Origin of the sequence: Streptococcus halitosis, from assembly GCF_023147855.1 — a bacterium.
GTDB classification, from domain to species: domain Bacteria; phylum Bacillota; class Bacilli; order Lactobacillales; family Streptococcaceae; genus Streptococcus; species Streptococcus halitosis_B.
Genome location: NZ_JAHXOP010000004.1, coordinates 13,693 through 34,751, shown reverse-complemented (window position 1 = coordinate 34,751; position 21,059 = coordinate 13,693). Strand labels below are relative to the sequence as shown.

The 21,059-nt window shown below is 44.0% G+C and carries 16 protein-coding genes; all 16 read right to left on the bottom strand.

The window, feature by feature from the left end:
• Nucleotides 1–8 precede the first annotated feature (8 nt).
• On the bottom strand, nucleotides 9–1,307 hold the full coding sequence (gene purB, locus KZX55_RS07495; protein WP_247924369.1) for an adenylosuccinate lyase: 1,299 nt from the start codon (nucleotides 1,305–1,307) through the stop codon (nucleotides 9–11).
• Nucleotides 1,308–1,332: 25 nt separating this feature from the next.
• Nucleotides 1,333–2,766, bottom strand: coding sequence for a hypothetical protein (locus tag KZX55_RS07490; protein ID WP_248026233.1), 1,434 nt, complete (start codon nucleotides 2,764–2,766; stop codon nucleotides 1,333–1,335).
• Nucleotides 2,767–2,829: 63 nt separating this feature from the next.
• A complete protein-coding gene (locus tag KZX55_RS07485) occupies nucleotides 2,830–3,060 on the bottom strand; it encodes a phosphoribosylaminoimidazole carboxylase (RefSeq protein ID WP_247953578.1) in 231 nt (76 codons plus the stop codon).
• Between the two features lie 8 nt (nucleotides 3,061–3,068).
• Entirely contained in the window at nucleotides 3,069–4,019 is a 951-nt protein-coding gene (locus tag KZX55_RS07480) for a ketopantoate reductase family protein (protein WP_248026230.1), read from the bottom strand.
• Nucleotides 4,020–5,111, bottom strand: coding sequence for a 5-(carboxyamino)imidazole ribonucleotide synthase (gene purK, locus KZX55_RS07475; protein ID WP_248026227.1), 1,092 nt, complete (start codon nucleotides 5,109–5,111; stop codon nucleotides 4,020–4,022). It abuts the gene before it with no gap.
• The gene (gene purE / locus KZX55_RS07470; protein WP_061585366.1) at nucleotides 5,098–5,586 is read right to left on the bottom strand and encodes a 5-(carboxyamino)imidazole ribonucleotide mutase; all 489 of its coding nucleotides are present in this window, start codon (nucleotides 5,584–5,586) and stop codon (nucleotides 5,098–5,100) included. The genes purK and purE overlap by 14 nt, the downstream gene beginning before the upstream one ends.
• A 19-nt stretch (nucleotides 5,587–5,605) precedes the next feature.
• Nucleotides 5,606–6,799 carry an ATP-grasp domain-containing protein gene (locus KZX55_RS07465; protein WP_000797338.1) on the bottom strand — a complete coding sequence of 398 codons (1,194 nt, stop codon included), beginning with the start codon at nucleotides 6,797–6,799 and terminating at the stop codon, nucleotides 5,606–5,608.
• Between the two features lie 59 nt (nucleotides 6,800–6,858).
• On the bottom strand, nucleotides 6,859–8,118 hold the full coding sequence (gene purD, locus KZX55_RS07460) for a phosphoribosylamine--glycine ligase (protein WP_248026225.1): 1,260 nt from the start codon (nucleotides 8,116–8,118) through the stop codon (nucleotides 6,859–6,861).
• A 121-nt stretch (nucleotides 8,119–8,239) separates the two neighbouring features.
• A complete protein-coding gene (gene purH, locus KZX55_RS07455) occupies nucleotides 8,240–9,787 on the bottom strand; it encodes a bifunctional phosphoribosylaminoimidazolecarboxamide formyltransferase/IMP cyclohydrolase (protein ID WP_248026223.1) in 1,548 nt (515 codons plus the stop codon).
• 15 nt (nucleotides 9,788–9,802) lie between these two features.
• Nucleotides 9,803–10,348, bottom strand: a complete 546-nt coding sequence (purN, locus tag KZX55_RS07450; RefSeq protein ID WP_248026221.1) for a phosphoribosylglycinamide formyltransferase — start codon at nucleotides 10,346–10,348, stop codon at nucleotides 9,803–9,805.
• Nucleotides 10,345–11,367 (bottom strand): phosphoribosylformylglycinamidine cyclo-ligase, encoded by a 1,023-nt coding sequence (gene purM, locus KZX55_RS07445; RefSeq protein WP_248026219.1) that lies wholly within the window; start codon nucleotides 11,365–11,367, stop codon nucleotides 10,345–10,347. Before purM ends, purN begins: the two co-directional genes overlap by 4 nt.
• Before the next feature lie 44 nt (nucleotides 11,368–11,411).
• Nucleotides 11,412–12,854 carry an amidophosphoribosyltransferase gene (gene purF / locus KZX55_RS07440; RefSeq protein WP_084852957.1) on the bottom strand — a complete coding sequence of 481 codons (1,443 nt, stop codon included), beginning with the start codon at nucleotides 12,852–12,854 and terminating at the stop codon, nucleotides 11,412–11,414.
• Between the two features lie 12 nt (nucleotides 12,855–12,866).
• Nucleotides 12,867–16,592, bottom strand: coding sequence for a phosphoribosylformylglycinamidine synthase (locus tag KZX55_RS07435; protein WP_248026216.1), 3,726 nt, complete (start codon nucleotides 16,590–16,592; stop codon nucleotides 12,867–12,869).
• A 56-nt stretch (nucleotides 16,593–16,648) separates the two neighbouring features.
• Nucleotides 16,649–17,356, bottom strand: a complete 708-nt coding sequence (purC, locus tag KZX55_RS07430) for a phosphoribosylaminoimidazolesuccinocarboxamide synthase (RefSeq protein WP_000043279.1) — start codon at nucleotides 17,354–17,356, stop codon at nucleotides 16,649–16,651.
• A gap of 168 nt (nucleotides 17,357–17,524) precedes the next feature.
• A complete protein-coding gene (comB, locus tag KZX55_RS07425) occupies nucleotides 17,525–18,874 on the bottom strand; it encodes a competence pheromone export protein ComB (RefSeq protein ID WP_033605805.1) in 1,350 nt (449 codons plus the stop codon).
• 12 nt (nucleotides 18,875–18,886) lie between these two features.
• Nucleotides 18,887–21,040 carry a peptide cleavage/export ABC transporter gene (gene comA, locus KZX55_RS07420; protein ID WP_248026214.1) on the bottom strand — a complete coding sequence of 718 codons (2,154 nt, stop codon included), beginning with the start codon at nucleotides 21,038–21,040 and terminating at the stop codon, nucleotides 18,887–18,889.
• Nucleotides 21,041–21,059: the final 19 nt, after the last annotated feature.

Genomic DNA, 21,059 nt, shown 5'->3' with positions numbered 1-21,059 from the left:
TGTTAGGATTAATCACCCAGTCCGATACGTTCAAAGATATCATCCACTCGTTTGGTGTAGTATGCAGGGTTGAAGATTTCGTCGATTTCTTCTTGAGTGAGGCGTGAAGTTACTTCTGGATCTGCTTCAAGAAGCGGTTTAAAGTCTACTTGGTTATCCCAAGAGTAGGCTGTTTTTGGTTGCACCAAGTCATAGGCTTGCTCACGTGTCATGCCTTTTTCAATCAAGGTCAACATGGCACGTTGGCTAAAGATAAGACCGAAAGTTGAGTTCATGTTGCGGATCATATTTTCTGGGAAGACCGTCAAGTTCTTGACGATATTTCCAAAACGATTGAGCATGTAGTCAATCAAGATAGTTGTATCTGGTGTGATAATACGCTCAGCTGATGAGTGGGAAATATCACGTTCGTGCCAGAGAGCGACGTTTTCATAGGCTGTCACCATGTGCCCACGGATGACACGCGCCAGACCAGTCATGTTTTCAGAACCGATAGGGTTACGTTTGTGTGGCATTGCTGAAGATCCTTTTTGACCTTTAGCAAAGAACTCTTCCACTTCACGTTGTTCCGATTTTTGAAGACCACGAATCTCAGTCGCCATACGTTCGATTGAAGTCGCAATGCTGGCAAGAACCGCAAAGTACTCAGCATGAAGGTCACGAGGAAGGACCTGTGTAGAGATTTCTTGAGCACGGATACCCAGCTTGTCGCAGACGTATTTCTCTACAAATGGTGGGATGTTGGCAAAGTTCCCAACCGCACCCGAAATTTTACCAGCTTCCACACCAGCAGCCGCATGCTCGAAACGCTCGATGTTGCGTTTCATTTCGCTATACCAAGTTGCCAATTTAAGACCAAAAGTTGTCGGCTCAGCGTGTACCCCGTGGGTACGACCCATCATGATGGTGAACTTGTGCTCCTTAGCCTTATCAGCGATGATGTTGGTGAAGTTTTCAAGGTCACGACGAATGATGTCGTTGGCTTGCTTGTAAAGGTAGCCATAGGCAGTATCCACCACGTCTGTAGAAGTCAAACCGTAGTGAACCCACTTGCGCTCTTCACCAAGAGTCTCAGAAACCGCACGTGTGAAGGCCACCACATCGTGGCGAGTCTCCTGCTCGATCTCCAAAATACGGTCGATGTTAAAGTCCGCCTTCTCGCGAATCAAAGCCACATCTTCCTTAGGGATTTCCCCCAACTCAGCCCATGCCTCGTCAGCCAAGATTTCCACCTCAAGCCAAGCACGGTATTTATTTTCTTCACTCCAAATGTTCGCCATCTTAGGGCGAGAGTAACGGTTGATCATGTTTTTCTCCTTTAAATTAACTTTACTATTTTCTTCTTTTTTTATTTATTCTATTTTTTAATTTCCTTTGGAAATTATCCTTCACTTCATCATCTGACATTACTTTAGAAATTTCTTCGTTCTTTATCCAATAAATACTTGGTGTAATGCCATCATTTATAAATTTCAACTTTCGAAATGTGTAAATAATTTCCAAAATATAAATTATCAAAGAAAAGTTGGCTAAACATATTTTAATAAAATCTACAATAGAATATTCTTCTTGTCGAACCCTTCCTTGATGGCGGTCTTCAAAAATAATTTTTTGATTATCATAATCAACTTGGGAGCTGAAGTGTTGGATTGCATTCCTGATTTTATTGTTTAAATTATTTACGGGTTTGCTAAATGGCTCTGAAACATCAAGATAAGCTTGTCCTGGATTGTACTGATTAACTTTATTAAATTTACTTGGTATGCTCTCTAGATTATTGTGATAACTTCGTCCATTACAACAATTATCATAACCATTTCTTTCAAAAATGTTATTCAATGCAATAACAAGGTTGATATTATCGAGAATCCATTCATAACTTGAAGCATAAAAATCATTTAACTTTTTATAGTTCGCTGCGGACACCCCACTACTAGCTTGATCTAAGCGATTATATCCATTAGAATTTAGCAAAGTAACTACGGGAATCATGAGAGAGTAAATACTTGAAAACGTTTCAAGTATTTCAAAAGCTTTACGCTCAACCGTATCAAAATCGCTCTCGATATGATCTATATACCTAATAATTTCATCTCTATGTTCCTTAGAAGAATATATTTTTTTAGCTAAAGAAGTGTATTCTGCTAATGTACCATTTCCAAGAATATTACTGATTCCTGAGGTTGTCAAAAACATCTGGTGTAAGACTATCGTCGCATCACTAACATTCTTTACTTCTCTAAACAGGGTTAAATGCTTATTTTCATCTAATAATTTCTTTAAATCACGATACAAATATTTTTCTTGTTTATTCCAAAACAAATTGAACAAACGAAGAATATTGTTAAATTTTCCTTCCGTAACAAAGTCTGCAAACTTCATTGCTTTAGAAATCTCTGTCACACCACCATACTCCGAGTCACTTTTAAATTTATCCAAACGCATTGCTTGGTTGAGGAATGGTGAGGACAATATTCCATCTATGACAGTCTCTTTTAAATATAGTTTATTTGTTGGAAATTCTGAGGAAACATCTAAACGCCAAATAGGTAATTTTGTATATTTTTGATAGTTAGGAGCTTCTTCATTTAGCTCTGTAGCGTTTTTTAAAATTAGTTCAAAAGGTTCAAATTTTACCTCACCACTAATCGGTGTTTTGCAGTCTTTACATTCAAATTGGAAAGTAGCAGGATATACTCCCATTTGAATACCTAACTCATAGCATTTTTCACACGTTATACATAAAATATGCTTTGGATAAATCATTTAACTTATCTCCCTTGATTTTCTATAAATTAAAACTACACCAACAGTCGTCGAGAACCTGTCTTACACTCCAAACTCCTCTTTCCCTATCGCCACAGACGGATAGTGTCCAAGTTCATTCAAGTTGGTATCCAGTGGTAAGTCGTAGATTACGAGATAGTTGTTAGGAAATTGAGCCATAAGTTCTTGGTACTTTTCTTGAACTTTGTCGTGATCAGCACTTGCAAAAACAACTTCCACAACAGCATTTTCCTTACTATCTTCTACAAATGCATTAACAATGATTTGAATCATAAAACCTCCTACAGCGAAATCCCCTTCATATTGGCTTCCAGAATAGGCATCTCAACACCCAACTCCAGACCAGTCTGATAAACACTTTGACAACAATAAAAGATATCTTGTTTGTCATTATGCAAGGTCATGATTTTTCGGGTCAGCTCATTTTTCGCAAACATAGCTTTCATGACCTTCCCTGCAATCCAAGCGGGAATTTTATAAGGCAAGAGTTCTGCTTTGTAAAGTTTCAAATTCACACCACGCGCTTCTACGACTTTCAAAGCCTCTCGAATGGCCTTGATGGCTAATGATAATTCCGAAGAACTGTTCATCAAGTTCAAAGCCAATTTTTCTGGATTTTCTAGATTTCCCGAGCGTGCAGCTGTCGAGGTGACACCCGCATTAATCGCCATGTGAATCCAAATCCACTCGACCATATCATGGGGAACCTCCCACTTCAAATCTGCTGAAGTCAGCAAATCCGTCAAGTCAGCATAATTGGGGATGTGTGCTTTTTTCTTCCCTTCTAACATTAAATGGTCGAACAAGACGCCATCTAAATGATCCTTATTCATATGACCACCAGCTGTAGGAAATGCGAGAATATAGTCATACTCCCCCGCCCATTTCTCTACTTCCTCTCGCGTATTCCAGAAATTACAGAAGAAAACGAGAGTTCCTTTAATCTGATTTTCTCGCAAGGTTTCCACGGCTTCTTTTACAAAACCATGACGCACACTGATAAAAATAAAATCATATTCCGCATGAGCTTCCGCCACATGAACCGCATAGGTATCCTGTTTATTTTCACCTTTGGAAACATGACGGCCATCTAGCAAATCAACTGTCAAAACGTTTGGTGCTGTACTTTTCTTACTTTCTCTCAGCACGTGCTCTACCTGATAACCTGCTTTTTGAAAAGCATAGGCATAAATGGTCCCGATAACCCCAAGACCTAAAATTGCTATTCTCACCTAAAAATCAATCCCTTCTCCAAACTCAGCAACCTCATCCGGCACATCACTAAACAAAGTCACGTGTCCCATCTTGCGGTTGTGCTTTGCTTCTATTTTACCATACATATGAAGGTGGGCGCTGGGATTTTCTGTGACATACTTTTCAGCGGCCTCGACGTGCTGACCGAGGACGTTGAGCATGACTGCAGGCGCATGCAGTTTGATAGCTGGCAATGGTGCTCCCAGAACGCCGAGAATATGGGTATCAAACTGGGAGAAATCGCAGGCTTCGATAGAGTAGTGTCCTGAATTGTGCGGTCGTGGTGCAATTTCGTTAACGATAATGTCATCAGCTGCCGCAAACATTTCCACGCAGAGCGTTCCAGACAAGTTCAGCTGTTCTGCGATTCGCACGGCCATGGCTTTTGCTTTTTCTGCTAGACTTTCTGAAATGCGAGCTGGCACAATGGTCTTAGATAGGATATTGTTTCGGTGAATATTTTCCTGAACTGGGAAAACCGTAACATCCTTGCCATTCCCTGATACAATGACAGAAATTTCAAGGTCAAAGTTGACAAATTCTTCCAAGACACAGTCAGCTGAGTCGGCTAGTGCACGGGCTTCTTCCAAGTCTGTTTCCGAGCGAATGACTTTTTGTCCATGCCCATCGTAGCCACCGGTAGCAGTCTTTAGGACATAGTTTTTAGAAAGGTCAATAGCTGCCAAGTCTTGGCTTGAGGTCACAACCTTGTAGGGTGCCACAGTGACTTGAGCCTTGTTTGAGAGGAAGTCCTTCTCAAAAATACGATTTTGGGAGATGCGAAGCAGGTCTGTTCCTTGAGGAAGCTGACCATCCTTGATAACAGCATCCAAACCGTTGGCATCGACATTTTCAAACTCATAGGTCAGGACATCGCAACGCTCAGCCAACTGACGGAGAGCATCCACATCGTTATAAGGAGCCACGATGATTTCTGCCACACGAGAAGCTGGGCAATCCGCCGCAGGATCCAGCGCGATGACCTTGTGCCCCATGTAGATAGCAGAAATGGCCATCATCTGCCCAAGCTGACCGCCACCGATAATTCCGATTGTTTTAGATGAGCTCATTGGTAGACTCCTCTGCGATTTTTCCTTGCTCTTCTGCGAAATCTGCCAAAGCTGTCGCGATAGCCTGATCCTCTACTGACAGGAGACGGAGGGCAAAGAGGGCCGCATTTGTCGCACCTGCTTCACCTATAGCCATAGTCGCAACAGGCACACCACCTGGCATCTGAACGATAGAGTAGAGCGAGTCCACGCCACTAAGAGCGCGCGACTTGACAGGTACCCCGATGACAGGAAGGGTTGTTTTAGCAGCAACCATACCTGGCAAATGCGCGGCACCACCAGCACCGGCGATGATGACCTTTATGCCGCGACTGCGGGCTTCTTCTGCATGCTGAAACATGAGGTCAGGCGTGCGATGGGCAGAAACGACTTTCTTTTCATAGGCTACACCAAAGCGGTCTAAGACTTCAGCTGTTTTTTGCATGGTTGCCCAGTCAGATTTAGAGCCCATGATGATGGAAATAATTGGTTTCATATTTTCTCCTCTGAATAAACTAATTCTTTTGCTCAATATTTTTTACAGTAGCTGATTCAACACTATAATGTTGAACAGTCTGATTAACCAGATTTTCAACGCTCTTAGGTTTTATCAATAAACGAAGTATAATTGTCACAAGAGGTATAATGCTTGGCAAATCCTTCCATACAGGTGTCAACACTTCTTCACTATCACATCTTAAAAGCCAGTACTTTATTGTCTGCAATATTTTTCTTCTACTTTTCGTCTTCTCAGCTGTTCCAATAATCAAAGCCATCAGACTATGCGTCTCAACGCCTGCTTGACCAAGAATGACCTCAGATTTAGCGTAGCTATGACTGGCTAGTTCTATCATGATTTTTGGAAAATTAACTCCTGCTTTATAAGCGTTAGCAGGCTCTACCATTCTAGGGTTACACTCTATATAGTAAAATTGATCTCCCCTACGTATAAAATCTAGGGTTAGGCAACCATGCCATTGTATATATTGTCCTAATTTTTCAACATGCTCTCTCGTTCTTTTAGATTCTATGCTTAATCTTGCCGCAGCCGAACCACCCGCGCCAGAACCTACTTTTACGCTAGAATGTACTGCGAGTAATTCTCCATGATCAAACACTGCTTGAACCTGACCATAGTCTCCAACTATGTCTTGCTGAACCATCCATTCCTCATCACTCGCTGTTAATTTGCTCGTCACTTCAGCCAAATCTTTCTTACTTGAAATCTTATAAACCGAGCGACCGGCAGTACCATAATCTGCTTTCAGCCAATAAGGATAGTCTAACAGTATAGAGTCTGCATCTTTCACGTACTCCCACTTAGGTGTGGGAAGTCCTAATAAATCCGCAGTTTCAGCAAAAGCAATCTTTCCAGCCAACATTTTAAACTGCTCTTTATCAGCAAGGGCGATTGGTAGCGATTGAGGCAAAAATTGTTTCCCATTTGCCAATAACCAGCCTTCTTCATGTGTTGGCAAAATGGCCTTGTAATTGGTTTTATGAAGCAACTGACTAACCTGTCTCAGATAATCTACAGGAAAACGATTCACATCAACTATCGGAACTCTATGGGTTAGACGACTGAAGTATGCAATGGAAAATCTTCTAGGAGATAACACATCAATTTTATAGCTTTCTTTCAACAAAACTGTCAAAGTTTCTCGTGAGGTCAAGCTTGAACCTTCTAAAAATAGCAATCTATTTTTCATTTTTCAAACACCTGAAGTCTATTTTTAAGTCTCACGGCTAAAAGTTTCATAGATTTGATTTACAAAGCCTTACCACCAATATCATGCCTATAAAAAAGACCTGTTGTGTCTTGTTTTTTTAGTTGGTCGTAGATTTTTTCCTGCGCAGCTGAGACAGTATCTGCTGTGGTGACAAGCATGTATACTCGACCGCCATTTGACAGCAGTGCTCTGCTATTTTCCGCAAACTTAGCCCCAGCATAGTAAGTGATGATGTCGCCCTCGGTCTTGGCTGGCAACTTGACACCTTTTTCATAGTCTAACGGGTAGCCCTTGGATGCGACAACCACACCAAGAGTCACACCCTTGTCCGTCCACGTGATGGCTGGTTCTTTACCTTCCAAAATATCTGTGATATTTTGCGCAAAATCAGATGTCAAACGAGGCAAGATAATCTGAGTTTCGGGATCTCCAAAACGAGCATTGAACTCGATAACCTTAGGTCCATCAACTGTCAAGATAAGACCCGCGTAAAGGACACCAAGATATGGACGACCTTCTTTGATCATCCCTTCAAGGACTGGCTTGACAATGGTGTCAACCGCTGTGTCAACCACGCTCTGTGGCAAGTGAGGAACTGGCGCATAGGCACCCATCCCACCAGTGTTAGGGCCCTTGTCGCCGTCGTAAGCACGTTTGTGATCCTGAGCCGTCGGCATGATGTAGAACTTGTCCCCATTGACAAAGGCAAAGAGAGAGAACTCTTCTCCGTCAAGGAATTCCTCGATAACCACACGCGCACCTGAATCTCCGAATTTATTGTCCAAAAGCATCTCATGAGCGGCTTCGACCGCTTGCTCAACCGTTTCAGCTACGACAACACCTTTCCCAAGTGCTAAACCATCTGCCTTGACAACGATAGGAGCGCCTTTCTCTTCGATATAAGCCTTAGCTGCCTCGAAATCCGAAAATGTGCCATAGGCTGCTGTCGGAACGTCGTATTTGACCATGATTTCCTTAGCAAAATCCTTGGACCACTCCAGCTCCGCTGCCAATCTTGTTGGACCAAAGGCTTTGAGACCAGCTTGGTTAAAATCATCCACAATTCCAGCAGCAAGGGCATCATCTGGCCCGATGAAGGTCCAAGCAATATCGTTGGCCTTTGCAAACTCAATTAACTTAGAATGTTCGGAAATAGAGATATTTACCAATTCCAGACCATCCAGAGTCATTCCATCATTTCCAGGGGCTACAAAAACTTTTTCAATGTCTTTTGATTCAAGTAATTTCTTAGCAATCGCATGTTCACGACCACCCGAACCGACAACTAACAGCTTCATCTCTCAACCTCTTTTGCGAATTATTTACTAACATTATATCACAAACGTTCGTTTTAATCTTGTTTTACTTAGCATTTTAAGCCAAAAAAGGAAAGAAACTGTTTTCTTCCCTTTTGTTTTCTTAATGTCTAAAATGTCTTACGCCTGTGAAGACCATAGTCAAGCCGTATTTATCCGCAGCTTCAATGGATTCTTGGTCACGGACAGATCCTCCTGGCTGGATGATGGCTTTAATGCCTGCTTTGGCGATTTCTTCCACGTTATCTGCAAACGGGAAGAAGGCATCGGAAGCAAGCACAGCGCCGTCAAGGCGATCTTTGGCTTGTTCAATGGCAATGCGAACAGAAGCCACTCGGTTGGTTTGACCTGGCCCAACGCCAAGTGTCATGTGGTCGTTGGTCACGATGATCCCGTTTGATTTGACGTACTTGATAGCTTTCCAAGCGAACTCAAGAGCAGTCGCTTCTGTCTCGGTTGGCTGGCGCTTGGTCACCACTTGCCAGTCAGCTGGACTTTCCTTGACCACGTCTTGATTTTGCACAAGAAGTCCACCAACCACGCCTGTGTATTCTGCCTCTACCTCACTAGCATCTTGAGCATCAAATGGCAAGGCAAGGATGCGCAAGTTTTTCTTTTTATTGGTCAAAATGGCTAGTGCTTCATCCGTATAGCTCGGTGCGATGATGATCTCGAGGAATACACCGTGCATCTTCTCAGCAGTCGCAGCATCCACCTCACGGTTAAGGACGACAATTCCACCAAAGATAGACACCGGGTCAGATTCATAAGCGTAGTCCCAAGCTGTTTCAATGTTGTCAGCCTGACCGATTCCACATGGGTTCATGTGTTTGAGAGCCACAACAGTTGGACGGTCTTTGAAATCACGGATGATACGGATAGCTGCATCCGCATCACGGATATTGTTAAAGGACAATTCTTTCCCGTTTAGCTGTTTAGCGGATGCAATGGAGTATTCCGTAGGAAGAGCTTTTTGGTAGAAGTCTGCATCCTGCTGAGGGTTTTCACCGTAACGCATGGGTTGCTTGAGGTCATAGGTCAAAGTGAGTTTTTCAGGTTTGCTTTCACCCACTTGAGCAGTGAAATATGCCGCAATCAAAGCATCATAAGCTGCTGTGTGGCGGAAAACCTTAGCCGCCAAACGTTGACGAGTTTCATAAGTAGTTTCACCATTTGCTGCCAATTCGTCCAAAACCACTGCATAGTCAGCAGGGTCTACCACAACCGTCACGCTAGCGTGGTTTTTCGCTGCTGAACGAAGCATGGATGGCCCACCGATATCAATATTTTCAACTGCATCTGCATACGTCACATCTGGTTTGAGAATCGTTTCCTTGAAAGGATAGAGATTGACTACCACAAGGTCAATGAGTTCAATCCGATTGTCCTTAGCCGCTTGAAGATGGCTATCCAAATCACGACGAGCAAGGAGACCACCATGGATATTCGGGTGCAGGGTCTTGACACGACCGTCCATCATTTCTGGGAACCCAGTCACATCATCAATCGCAATGGTCTCCACCCCAGCATTGTCAAGGACAACTTTGGTCCCACCTGTTGAGATAATATCCCAACCAAGTTTTTTGAGTTCTTGGGCAAATTCAACAATGCCCGCTTTGTCTGAGACGCTGATTAAGGCGCGTTTAGTCATGTTTTTTCCTTTCATTTACTTGTCCAACAATTCTCTAATAACCTCTGGATACAACTTGTACTCTGCTTCATGAATGCGAGCTTCGAAGCTTTCGATAGTATCATCAGCTAGCCGTGGCACACGGACCTGCTTGATAATCTTTCCAGTATCTACACCTGAATCCACCCAGTGAATGGTCACGCCGCTCTCAGCAACCCCAGCATTCCAAGCGTCCTCAATCCCATGAGCTCCTGGAAATTCGGGCAGGTAGGCTGGATGAATGTTGATAATTCGGCCCTCATAAGCTGCCAATAAGGTTGACCCAACGATTTTCATGTAGCCAGCGAGGCAAACCAAGTCAATCTGGTGTTCTTCCAAGAGTTCGACAAGAGCAGCTTCGTAGTCCGCCTTGTTCTCAAACTCCTTGAGTTCAAAAGCATAGGACAGGACGCCGAGCTTTTCTGCACGCTCGAGCACATAGGCGTCACGATGGTCTGAAAAGACAAACTCTACCGGAAATTCTTCGGCAATCACCTGAAAATTCGAGCCATTACCAGAGGCAAAAACCGCTATTTTTTTCATTTGATGATGACACTTTCGTTTTCTTTCTTGACGATGCGACCAATTTCATAAACTGGTTCATCCAGCAATTCCTTGACACGACCTACATTTTCAGGGCTAACTGCCAACATGAGTCCAACACCCATATTGAAGATTTCAAACATTTCTTCGTGCTTGATTTCACCGTATTTTTCAAGAGCCTTGAAAATCGGAAGCACTGGGACTTTGCTTTCCTCAATCTCCGCAGCTAGGTCAGCCGCAAACATACGAGGAACATTCTCGATAAAGCCACCACCTGTGATGTGGGCAATACCGTTGACCAACTCTTCCTTGATGAGTGGTAAGACAGCTTTGACATAGATACGAGTCGGCTCAAGAAGAACCTCCTTGAGTTTCTTACCTTCCAATTCTGGCAAAACTTCCTCACCTGTATAGTCGGCAAAGACACGACGAACGAGTGAGTAACCATTGGAGTGAATCCCACTTGAAGCAAGTCCGAGAAGAACATCACCTTCTGCCACCTTTGAACCGTCAATAATTTGAGATTTTTCAGCCACGCCGACCGCAAATCCAGCCAAGTCGTAGTCATCTTCGCCGTACATACCAGGCATCTCAGCCGTTTCCCCACCGATGAGGGCTGCACCAGCTTGCACACAACCTTCAGCCACACCAGCAACCACTTGTTCTAGTTTAGCTGGTTCATTCTTGCCAGTCGCGACGTAGTCCAGGAAGTAAAGAGGCTCCGCACCTGCAGCGATAATGTCATTAACACACATGGCCACACAATCCTGCCCAATCGTGTCATGCTTATCATACTTGATAGCCAACATGAGCTTGGTTCCGACACCGTCAGTCCCTGAGATCAAGACCGGCTCTTTGACACCTGTTTTTGAAAGGTCAAACATGCCACCAAAGCCACCCAGAGCTCCCATAACACCTGCACGTTCCGTACGAGCCACATGCTTTTTGATCCGTTCAACAACTTCATAACCCGCTTCAACATCCACACCAGACTGCGCATAAGCATTTTTATTTGTCATCTTTGTCTCCTCTTCCTTTCCTTTAATGGGGAGTCTTTATCCGTCTATTTATAAAAACTGGTCTTTTCTTCCAAACTTCTTTGATAGTCTTCCTCATAGTCGTAGAGAGGAGTTGGGTAGTCGCCGTCAAAGTAAGCGACACAAAGACCACCGTTTGGCGCATCTGTTTCAATCCCGATAGAATCAATCAAGCCATCAATCGAAAGATAGGTCAGACTATCCGCACCAATGATTTGGCGAGTTTCCTCGACCGTATGATTGGCCGCAATCAGCTCCTGACGCGTCTGGATATCAATCCCGTAAAAACATGGATAAGCTAGCGCAGGACTTCCAATAGCAACGTGAACCTCGGACGCACCTGCTTCTTTCAAAAGCTGAACGATACGGCGGGAGGTTGTCCCGCGGACAATGGAATCATCCACCATAACCACACGTTTTCCTTTGACAACACCTGAAACAGCAGACAGTTTCATCCGCACCCCTTGCTCCCGCAATTCTTGAGTCGGTTGGATAAAGGTGCGTTGGGTGTATTGGTTTTTGATGAGACCCATTTCATTTGGCAGACCGGATTCTTCTGCAAATCCCATAGCTGCGCTGAGTGAAGAATTGGGCACACCGACTACGATATCCGCCTCATGCTTGAATTCACGCGCTAGTTGCGCTCCCATTCTCTTACGAGCCGTATGGACGTTGACACCATGGATATTAGAGTCAGGACGGGCAAAGTAGATATACTCCATAGAGCAAATCGCCAACTGGGTATCATTCGTATAACTATCGTACTGAATCCCATTGTCATCCACGATTACAATCTCTCCTGGTTTTACATCGCGAATCCACTCGGCACCAATGACTTCAAAAGCACAAGTTTCAGAGGAAACAACAACTGCTCCATTGGCCATTTTCCCGATAGAAAGCGGACGGAAGCCATTAGGGTCAAGGGCCGCAACCAACTTGTCCTCAAATAGCAGGATATAAGCAAAGCCACCTTTGACGAGACTAAGTGCTTCCTTGATTTTACCCATCAAGTTCGGATTGTGACTCCGACGAATGAGGTGAGCCAAGATTTCCGAGTCCGAAGTTGAACTGAAAATAGCGCCACTTTGTTCCAATTCTTTCTTGAGCGATTCGGCATTGGTCAGATTTCCATTGTGAGCAAGTCCAAACTGCATATCATGAAAGCGAAAAAGGAAGGGCTGGATATTATCTACAGAAGCTTCGCCAGCCGTCGCATAACGAACATGCCCAATCGCGCTCGTACCAGTCAATTTATCCAAATTAGCTGGATTTTTGAAGACTTCTGATAAAAGCCCCATATCACGATGGCGCTTCAATTGCCCCTGATCATTGGAGAGGATTCCTGCCCCTTCCTGACCACGGTGCTGAAGACTATGGAGACCAAAATAGGTCAATTTAGCAGCATCTGGATGTCCCCAGATACCGAAAACACCACATTCTTCATTAAGAGATTTTACTTCGTATGTCATTTTTTATACCTTTTATTTCCCTGTGAAATAACACACAGCCGACGCGAACAGGTGCTGGTCTTTATTTCCTGGGATGTTTTGGAAGAGACCGTCTTCATAACGTTCTGAGTGACCCATTTTACCGATAATTTGGCCGTTCTTGCTGGTAATCCCTTCGATGGCATTTACAGAACCATTCGGATTGTACTTAGAATCCATACTTGGTTTGCCGTCAAAATCAACGTATTGGCTAAAGATTTGACCATTGTCACGGAGCTCTGCAAATTCCTCAGCCGTCACAACAAATTTCCCTTCACCGTGTGAAACCGGAATAGCGTGGATATCGCCCACTTGCACGCCAGCCAACCATGGCGAATTGGTATTGGCAATCCGAGTTTCCACCATCTTGGCCACGTGCTGGTTGGCATCATTGTAGAAGAGAGTTGGACTAGTACTGTTAGCATCCTCAAAGTTTCCGTATGGAAGAAGACCTGATTTGACAAGAGCTTGGAATCCGTTACAGATACCGATAATCAAGCCACCACGAGCGATAAAGCTATCAATCGCAGCACGCACTTTTTCATTAAGAAGGATATTGACAATAAATTTAGCTGATCCATCCGGCTCATCCGCAGCTGAGAATCCACCTGCAAAGAAGAGAATGTTTGCCTTGCCGATATTGTCAACCATGGTTTCAACTGACTTGACAATAGCTTCTTCATTCAAGGTCACAAATGGCACCAAGTTAACCTCTGCACCTTCTTTTTCAAATGCTTTAGCTGAGTCATATTCTGAGTTGGTTCCTGGGAAGACTGGGATGTAAACCACAGGCTTTTCAATAGTTTCCTTGGCTTTGATGACTGCGTCAGAAGCGACAGCTGGAACTTCAGCCAATTCTTTGGCTTGTGCAAATTCAGTAGGGTAAACTTCCTCTAGTTTTCCTTGGAAGACACTGTCAAGTTTCTGTCCATCTAACTTCACACCGTTGACAACGAGTGTAAAGTCTGCGCTTGTTTGACCGATTTTCTCTACTCCAGCAATCTCTTCAGGAGATGTGAAGACAAATCCGCCCAATTGAGCTGTTAAAGAACTTTCAAGTTCAGGCAAGGTCACCTCTGCACCGATATGGTTCCCAAAGGTAGCAAGAGCCAAGCTTTCAACGATACCACCATATTTAACAGCTGATGCAGATGTTACTTTGTGTCCAGCTTGGATAGCTTCAAATTGAGCAAAGTTAGACTTAATCAAGTCAAAATTAATCTCTGCAGAGAGGGCTTGACCTGGGATGTAGTAGATATTTTCACCAGCAGTCTTGAACTCTGGAGAGAGCACCTTACGACTATCTGCAGTTGTGACACCAAAAGCAACCAGGGTTGGTGGTACGGTTAATTCTTCAAAGGTACCAGACATAGAGTCTTTACCTCCAATAGATGGCAAGCCAAGTTGGATTTGTGCTTCGATAGAACCTAGAAGAGCCGCTACCGGCTGACCAAAACGCTCTGCTTGTTTATCCATGCGCTCAAAATACTCTTGGTAAGAGAAGCGAGCCTTGGACCAGTTTGCACCAGCAGCAACCAAACGAGCAGTTGCTTCGATAACCGCATAAGCAGCGCCATGATATGGAGACCATTCTGCAACATAAGGGTTAAAACCTTGGGCCATGACTGACGCAGTGTGAGTTACACCGTGCTGAACTGGCAATTTCTGCACAGATGCCTCAGTTGGTGTGAGTTGGTAGCGACCACCAAGTGGGTGATTGACAGTTGAACGACCGACCGAACAGTCAAAGATGGTTTGCAATCCTTTTTGACTCGCATGGTTGAGATCAGACAGAACCGCAAGGGTATCAGCTTCAAGTGTGTCAGCAGATGTTTGACGTTCTTCTGGAAGCTTGACATCCTTGTCTACCACCTTGGCATCTACGACCACGCGCACACCGTTTGTATCAAGGAAACGGCGTTCCAAGTCGACAATGGTTTCACCATTCCAGTGCATGACTAGATTTGGCTTTTCTGTCACTATCGCAACCACAACAGCGTCAATATTTTCTTTATTACATTCCGCAACGAAGGCATCTACGTCTTCAGGACGCACCACAACTGCCATCCGTTCTTGTGATTCAGAGATAGCAATTTCTGTACCATTCAAGCCTTGGTATTTAAGAGGAACCTTATTGAGGTCGATTTCAAGACCATCTGCCAATTCACCGATAGCCACACAGACACCGCCCGCTCCAAAGTCGTTAGATTTCTTGATCAGACGAGTGACATCTCCATTACGGAAAAGACGTTGAATCTTGCGCTCTTCGATGGCATTCCCTTTTTGAACCTCAGCACCAGCAGTCTCTACAGACTCAACTGTTTGAACCTTAGAAGACCCTGTCGCACCACCGACACCGTCACGTCCAGTCTTACCACCGAGCAAGATAATCACGTCACCAGCTTCCGGTTTTTCACGAACAACATTTTCCTTAGGAGCAGCACCGACAACGGCACCTAGCTCCATGCGTTTAGCTACAAAGCCTGGGTGGAAGTACTCACGAACGTAGGTCGTCGCAAGTCCAATCTGATTCCCGTAAGAAGAATAACCATGAGCCGCTGTCTTCGAAATGACTTGTTGTGGCAATTTACCAGCGCGAGTTTCTGAAATCGGAGCTGTAATATCACCCGCGCCTGAGATACGCATAGCTTGGTAAACGTAGGAACGGCCTGACAATGGGTCACGAATGGCGCCACCTATACAAGTAGCAGCCCCACCAAATGGTTCAATTTCCGTTGGGTGGTTGTGGGTTTCGTTTTTGAACATGAGGAGCCAGGGCTCTTTCACACCATTGACATCCACCTCAATTTCAACTGAGCAGGCATTGATTTCGTCTGACACTTCCATATCATCCAAACGTCCATTAGCACGCTCATAACGACCGAAAATAGTTGCCATATCCATCAAGGTTTGTGGTTTTTCAGAACGGCCTAATTCCTCGCGCATGGCGATATACTTGTCATAAGTCGCTTGCAATTGTTTTTGGAATTTAGAAGCTGAAAAATCAATCTGTTTCAACTCTGTCTCAAAAGTAGTGTGACGGCAGTGGTCAGACCAGTAAGTATCCAAAACCTTGAGCTCCGTCTCAGTTGGTACACGCCCGATAGACTTGAAGTAGTCTTGGATAAAGAGCAAATCATCCACTTCCATTGCCATCCCTTGTTCGGCCTTGTAGCGGGCAAAGTCTTCTGCTGTATAGCTTTCAAAGAAGGTCAATTTAGGAATAGTCTTGTCTGACTCAGAAAATTCCTGCTTGGCAATTCCTGTCGTGATGTCCTTGAAACGAGAATCCACTGGATTAAGCAGATAGTTCTTGACAGCTTCCAACTCAGTCGCATCAATATCTTTATTGACCAAGTAAAGTTGAGCTGTGTTGACCGTCACATCACTCGAACTTCCCAGTAAAAGCAAGGCTTCCTGTGAAGAAGCTGCACGCTGGTCAAACTGCCCTGGCAGGCTTTCAATGGCAAAAAATGCATAATTGGCAAGATCCGCCTGCACAGCCGCTTCATCCAATACATGATCTGTCACCTGCTCAGAGAAGATATGTTTTTCTGCAGGTGCAAACAAGTTCTCTGCCAAATCAAAGACATCATAAACTTGCACAATGCGAATATTTTTCAAAGTTGACAATCCCAAGTTGTGCTGGAGTTCCCTTACCAAACTCTCTGATTTGACCTGAAAATCAGCCTTTTTCTCAACAAAAATACGTTTATTCATCAATTCTTATTCCTTTATTTCAGCTCTTGCAATGTTCCCAAATCACCTTGAAGGTGTTATTTCAAACCCTGCAATTTCTCCCAGACAATCTCGTAAACATCTGTCAATTCTCCGAGTCCTCTGCGGAAAACATCCTTATCCATGTGGTTGCCATCCGCATCCCACAAACGGCAGTTATCTGGTGAAAATTCGTCTGCCAAGATAATCTTGCCATCCTTGTCAAAACCAAACTCTAGCTTAAAGTCAATCAATTTGAGGCCAATCTCAGCAAACCAAGTCTTCAAGAGCTCATTGATACGACGGGTTTCTTCCTTCAAGTAAGCAATCTGCTGGTCATCCGCAATTTTAAGGAATTTCACATGCTCGTCATTGATAAAGGGATCATCCAAATCATCATTTTTATAGTAAAATTCGACAATTGGAGTCTCAAATGCGATACCTTCTTCTACGCCAAAACGTTTTGAAAAGGAACCAGCCGTGTAGTTGCGGAGCACAACTTCCAAAGGAATAATCTCCACCTTTTTATTGAGTTGTTCCGTGTCCGAAATTTTCTCCACAAAGTGAGTCGCTACACCAGCAGCATTCAACTTTTCAAAAATAAAAGATGAAATCTGATTATTCAAGACTCCCTTACCCGCAATCTGCTCTTTCTTGACACCGTTAAAAGCAGTCGCCTGGTCCTTGTAAGTTGAAATAATGAGATTTTCATCCTCAGTTGTATAGATATCCTTGGCTTTTCCCGAATAGATTAGTTGTTTTGACATTTTAAAGTTCGCCTTTCGTTTTACTTGAGCACATTCTACCATAAAAGTATGAAAAATTCAAGATTTTTACGAATAAATAACATTTTCCTGTTTTAAGCGTAAAGAAAAACTGCAAGATAGGCTCTTCTTACAGTTTTAAAATCATTTATCCTCTGAAAAACACGAATATTACCCTTTATTCAAAAATTGATCCCAAAAATAACGGAGATAGCTTTTCTTTCCCGTAATCATCTGCAGGCGACCTTCTAAGCCATAGCGAAGTGTTGCAGCTTGCTCAGAAGTCAGGTGGGTCTCCGCCTCAATTTTAAAGAAATTTCCTTGTTTAGTCTTTGTAGCTGTCGCATCAATACTTGTAATCGTAGAATCCAGGAAAATTTGATTCTTCGCATCATTAGTCGTAGTATAACGGACAGAGTCCCCAATCTTGACTCTAGCAACATCTTTTGAACTGAGATAGGCTGTGAGTTTGATTTTTCCTTCTTTTTCCAAAGATGGGTAGAGTTGGGCTAGCAAGGTTCCTTCTGCGACCATCGTAGATTCACTAGTCTCAGGATTAAGGTGAAGCACCCCATCCTCACTTGCTGTAATCTTCCCTTTATCTAGGAGACCTCCCTGTACCTTCTTACCCGATTCTGCCTCCAAAATTTTCTGATCTAGAAGGGTCAATTCCTGACCAACCTTAGCCAAGTGTTGTGATTTGAGGGATTCTAATTGACTGCTTAAACCAGACGCATAGGCTTGCTGGGTTCCCGAACCTGCATACTGGACGCGGTAAGTAGCAAGACTAGATTCTAACTGAGAAAGCTGTGCTTCAATCTGTGCAACAGCCTGAGCCTTAGCTTGCGGATTTTCCTCCCTCTGAGACTTGTAGGACTGGTAGAGAGAGTAGGCTAGATTCTGACTGGTCAAGGAAGCACCTGTTTCAATAGCCGACTTAGCTGTCTGGTAATCGCGAATTTTAGCCTCTGTTTGACTGATGAGGTTCCCGATCTCAGCTTGGGTTTGACTAGTTGCTGCATTCTGGGACGCGATGGTCTCATTTTGCTGAGAAACATTGCTCCTAAGACTACTAGCTTGGCTGAGATAGTCCCGAAACATCTCTTGGTAACCAAACTTATCCGCCTCTGGAAATTGATTACTCCCCTCTTGCAAACTGGATTGCAAATACCCTAACTGCTTTTTTTGATCCTTTAACATCTCCAACTGACTGGCGTATGCCTCAACTTGGACAGCTTCCGCCCCTTGCTGGTACTGAACGAGCAGATCTCCTTGCTTAACCAACTTGTTTTCTTCCAGATAGTTGCCCACAATGCGTTGATTGCTAGTCGACTGGATGTTAACAATGATCCGACTAGGTTCGACTGTCGCTCTGGTAGACAAACTCATCTCCTTCTCTGCAAAAACTGCAAATCCTAACAGAAATACGAGCAGAAGTGACATAGGTAAAATCACCCGACTGGAAAAATTATGGTAACGACGATTATAAAACTCCGCACTTTCTAAAAATTCTGGTTTCATCCTCTCCTCTTTCTAGCTATTCACCAAATGAGCGTAAAAACCATCCTGTGCAAGCAAGCCTGCATGGGTGCCCTCTTCGACAATCTTGCCCTGATCCAAAACAACAACCTTTTCTGTCCGCTCAGCGATGGTCAAGCGATGGGCGATGAAAATCAAGGTCTTGTCTAGAGCCATAAGATTATCCACGATCCGCTTCTCTGTTAAAATATCCAAACTGCTGGTCGCCTCGTCCAAGATTAGGACAGGGGCATCCGTCAAGAGAGCACGCGCCAGAGCGATTCGCTGCCGTTGTCCACCTGAAATTCCTGCCCCATCCGAAGTCAATTCTGTCTGATAATTCAGGGGCATACGCTCAATATCCTCCCGAATCTCGGCCAACTCGACTGCTCGTAAGATATCTTCCTGAGTCGTCCCCTCCTTGGCTCCAAGGAGAAGATTCTCCAAAATCGTTCCGTTAAAGACATAGGGCTGTTGAGGCAGGTAGTTGATATACTGACGCAAAGCCTTTTTGTCAATCTGATTGAGATTGACACCACCCAGACTAATCTCTCCTTGACTAGGGTCGTAAAAATTAACCATCATCTTTGCCAAGGTGGTCTTTCCTGACCCTGAAATCCCCACAAAAGCCATCTTAGACCCTTGCGGAATGGTCAAATTGATATCCGACAAGACATCACGCCCATAGCCATACTTATAGTGAACCTGCTTGAAGGCCATCTCTCCCTTCATCATACTCAGATCTTCTACCGTTTTCTTCTCCTCAAACTCCGAAGTTACTAGATAAACCTCATTTAGACGGTTATTGGCGACCTGCGCTGTCTGAAGTTTGGTTTGTAGGTTGATGATATTTTCCAAAGGATTGGTAAAGTAAACAAGCAAAGTATTATAAGTAATCAGCTGGCCCAAACTCATTTTCCCATCCATGACGAGAATGGCTCCCAGCCAGAGAACGGCAACATTGAGCAGGAGCTGGGCAACTTTTTTCAGTGCCTTTTGCTGGCTTTCTGCCCGACTGTAGGTAAAGGATTTTTTCAGATAAGTTACAAATTCCTTGTCAATCTTTTGATAGCGCGAACTTTCACTGGTCAAAGACTTAATGGTCTCAATACCGTTGATGTCCTCGATGATAGAAGAAGACAGAACTGCATTGGCTTCCATAGTATCCCGATTCATCTTTTCAAAAGGCTTCATAAAGGCAAAGATAATCACTGTATAGAGGGGAAGCGCAAGCAGACTAATGAAAAAGAGTGTCATATTTTGTGAAAACAAGGCAAGCGAGATAATCAAAATCGTCGACACATCTAGGAAAATCGACAGAATGGTCGACGCTAGCGCGTCAATGATACTGTTAGCATCCGTGAAACGAGACACGATTTCTCCTGTCCTGCGTGTCGCGAAAAAGGACATCGGCAGGTGAAAAACATGCTTGATGTAGGACAAAATCACGTCAATCGACAAGCGTTGCCCAAGGATTAGTAGAAGATATTCCTGGGCATAAGACAAAATCTGCTGGAGGATATAGACGATGACCAGCCCAATAGAGATAATACCCAGTGTCGAGCGCATTTGGTCTGGCACGTAACTATCAATGATGGACTGAAGATAGTAGGAGCCCACAATGTTAATCAGTGTTACCAAGAGTGTCGCTAGGACGATATTGGTAATTAAGCCATGCTGTTTGAGTAAAATAGGCAAGAAGGATAGGAGCCCCTGTTTTTTCTCCTTATGGGGTTTATAGTCTGGAGATGGCGCCATAAAAATACTGACTCCTGTCCACTCTTGCGCAAAACGCTCACGGGAAATCTTGGTCAGCTTGACACCAGGATCCGGATCAGCGATATGAATGTGCTTTTTATCCTGACCTGTCACCACATAGTAGTGGAGTAACTTCCCTTCCTTGAGCACATGGGCCACAAAAGGAAAGGTCAAATCTGGCAGATCAAAGAGCGTCATATCCGCCTTGATAGCCCGCGTCTCAAACCCAATCTCCTCTGCCACCTTTACAAGTCCCAAAGCCGTCGTCCCATCCATAGTCGTCTTGGCCAACTCTCGTAGATGAGCCAAGGAGTAATAACTACCGTAGCAACCAAAGACCATAGCCAAGGAAGCCACGCCACAATCCATCTGATCCACCTGGGGACGATAGTGCCTTTTCCTAAATTTCATATCCTTCTCCTTTTTCTAA

Excerpts from the sequence above, each read along its gene's own strand:
- purM (WP_248026219.1), bottom strand. The coding sequence starts at position 11,367 with ATGACAAATAAAAATGCTTATGCGCAGTCTGGTGTGGATGTTGAAGCG.
- KZX55_RS07485 (WP_247953578.1), bottom strand. The coding sequence starts at position 3,060 with ATGATTCAAATCATTGTTAATGCATTTGTAGAAGATAGTAAGGAAAAT.
- purN (WP_248026221.1), bottom strand. The coding sequence starts at position 10,348 with ATGAAAAAAATAGCGGTTTTTGCCTCTGGTAATGGCTCGAATTTTCAG.
- comA (WP_248026214.1), bottom strand. The coding sequence starts at position 21,040 with ATGAAATTTAGGAAAAGGCACTATCGTCCCCAGGTGGATCAGATGGAT.
- KZX55_RS07435 (WP_248026216.1), bottom strand. The coding sequence starts at position 16,592 with ATGAATAAACGTATTTTTGTTGAGAAAAAGGCTGATTTTCAGGTCAAA.
- KZX55_RS07490 (WP_248026233.1), bottom strand. The coding sequence starts at position 2,766 with ATGATTTATCCAAAGCATATTTTATGTATAACGTGTGAAAAATGCTAT.
- purB (WP_247924369.1), bottom strand. The coding sequence starts at position 1,307 with ATGATCAACCGTTACTCTCGCCCTAAGATGGCGAACATTTGGAGTGAA.
- purF (WP_084852957.1), bottom strand. The coding sequence starts at position 12,854 with ATGACATACGAAGTAAAATCTCTTAATGAAGAATGTGGTGTTTTCGGT.
- KZX55_RS07465 (WP_000797338.1), bottom strand. The coding sequence starts at position 6,799 with ATGAAAAATAGATTGCTATTTTTAGAAGGTTCAAGCTTGACCTCACGA.
- comB (WP_033605805.1), bottom strand. The coding sequence starts at position 18,874 with ATGAAACCAGAATTTTTAGAAAGTGCGGAGTTTTATAATCGTCGTTAC.
- purH (WP_248026223.1), bottom strand. The coding sequence starts at position 9,787 with ATGACTAAACGCGCCTTAATCAGCGTCTCAGACAAAGCGGGCATTGTT.
- purC (WP_000043279.1), bottom strand. The coding sequence starts at position 17,356 with ATGTCAAAACAACTAATCTATTCGGGAAAAGCCAAGGATATCTATACA.
- purE (WP_061585366.1), bottom strand. The coding sequence starts at position 5,586 with ATGAAACCAATTATTTCCATCATCATGGGCTCTAAATCTGACTGGGCA.
- purD (WP_248026225.1), bottom strand. The coding sequence starts at position 8,118 with ATGAAGCTGTTAGTTGTCGGTTCGGGTGGTCGTGAACATGCGATTGCT.
- purK (WP_248026227.1), bottom strand. The coding sequence starts at position 5,111 with ATGAGCTCATCTAAAACAATCGGAATTATCGGTGGCGGTCAGCTTGGG.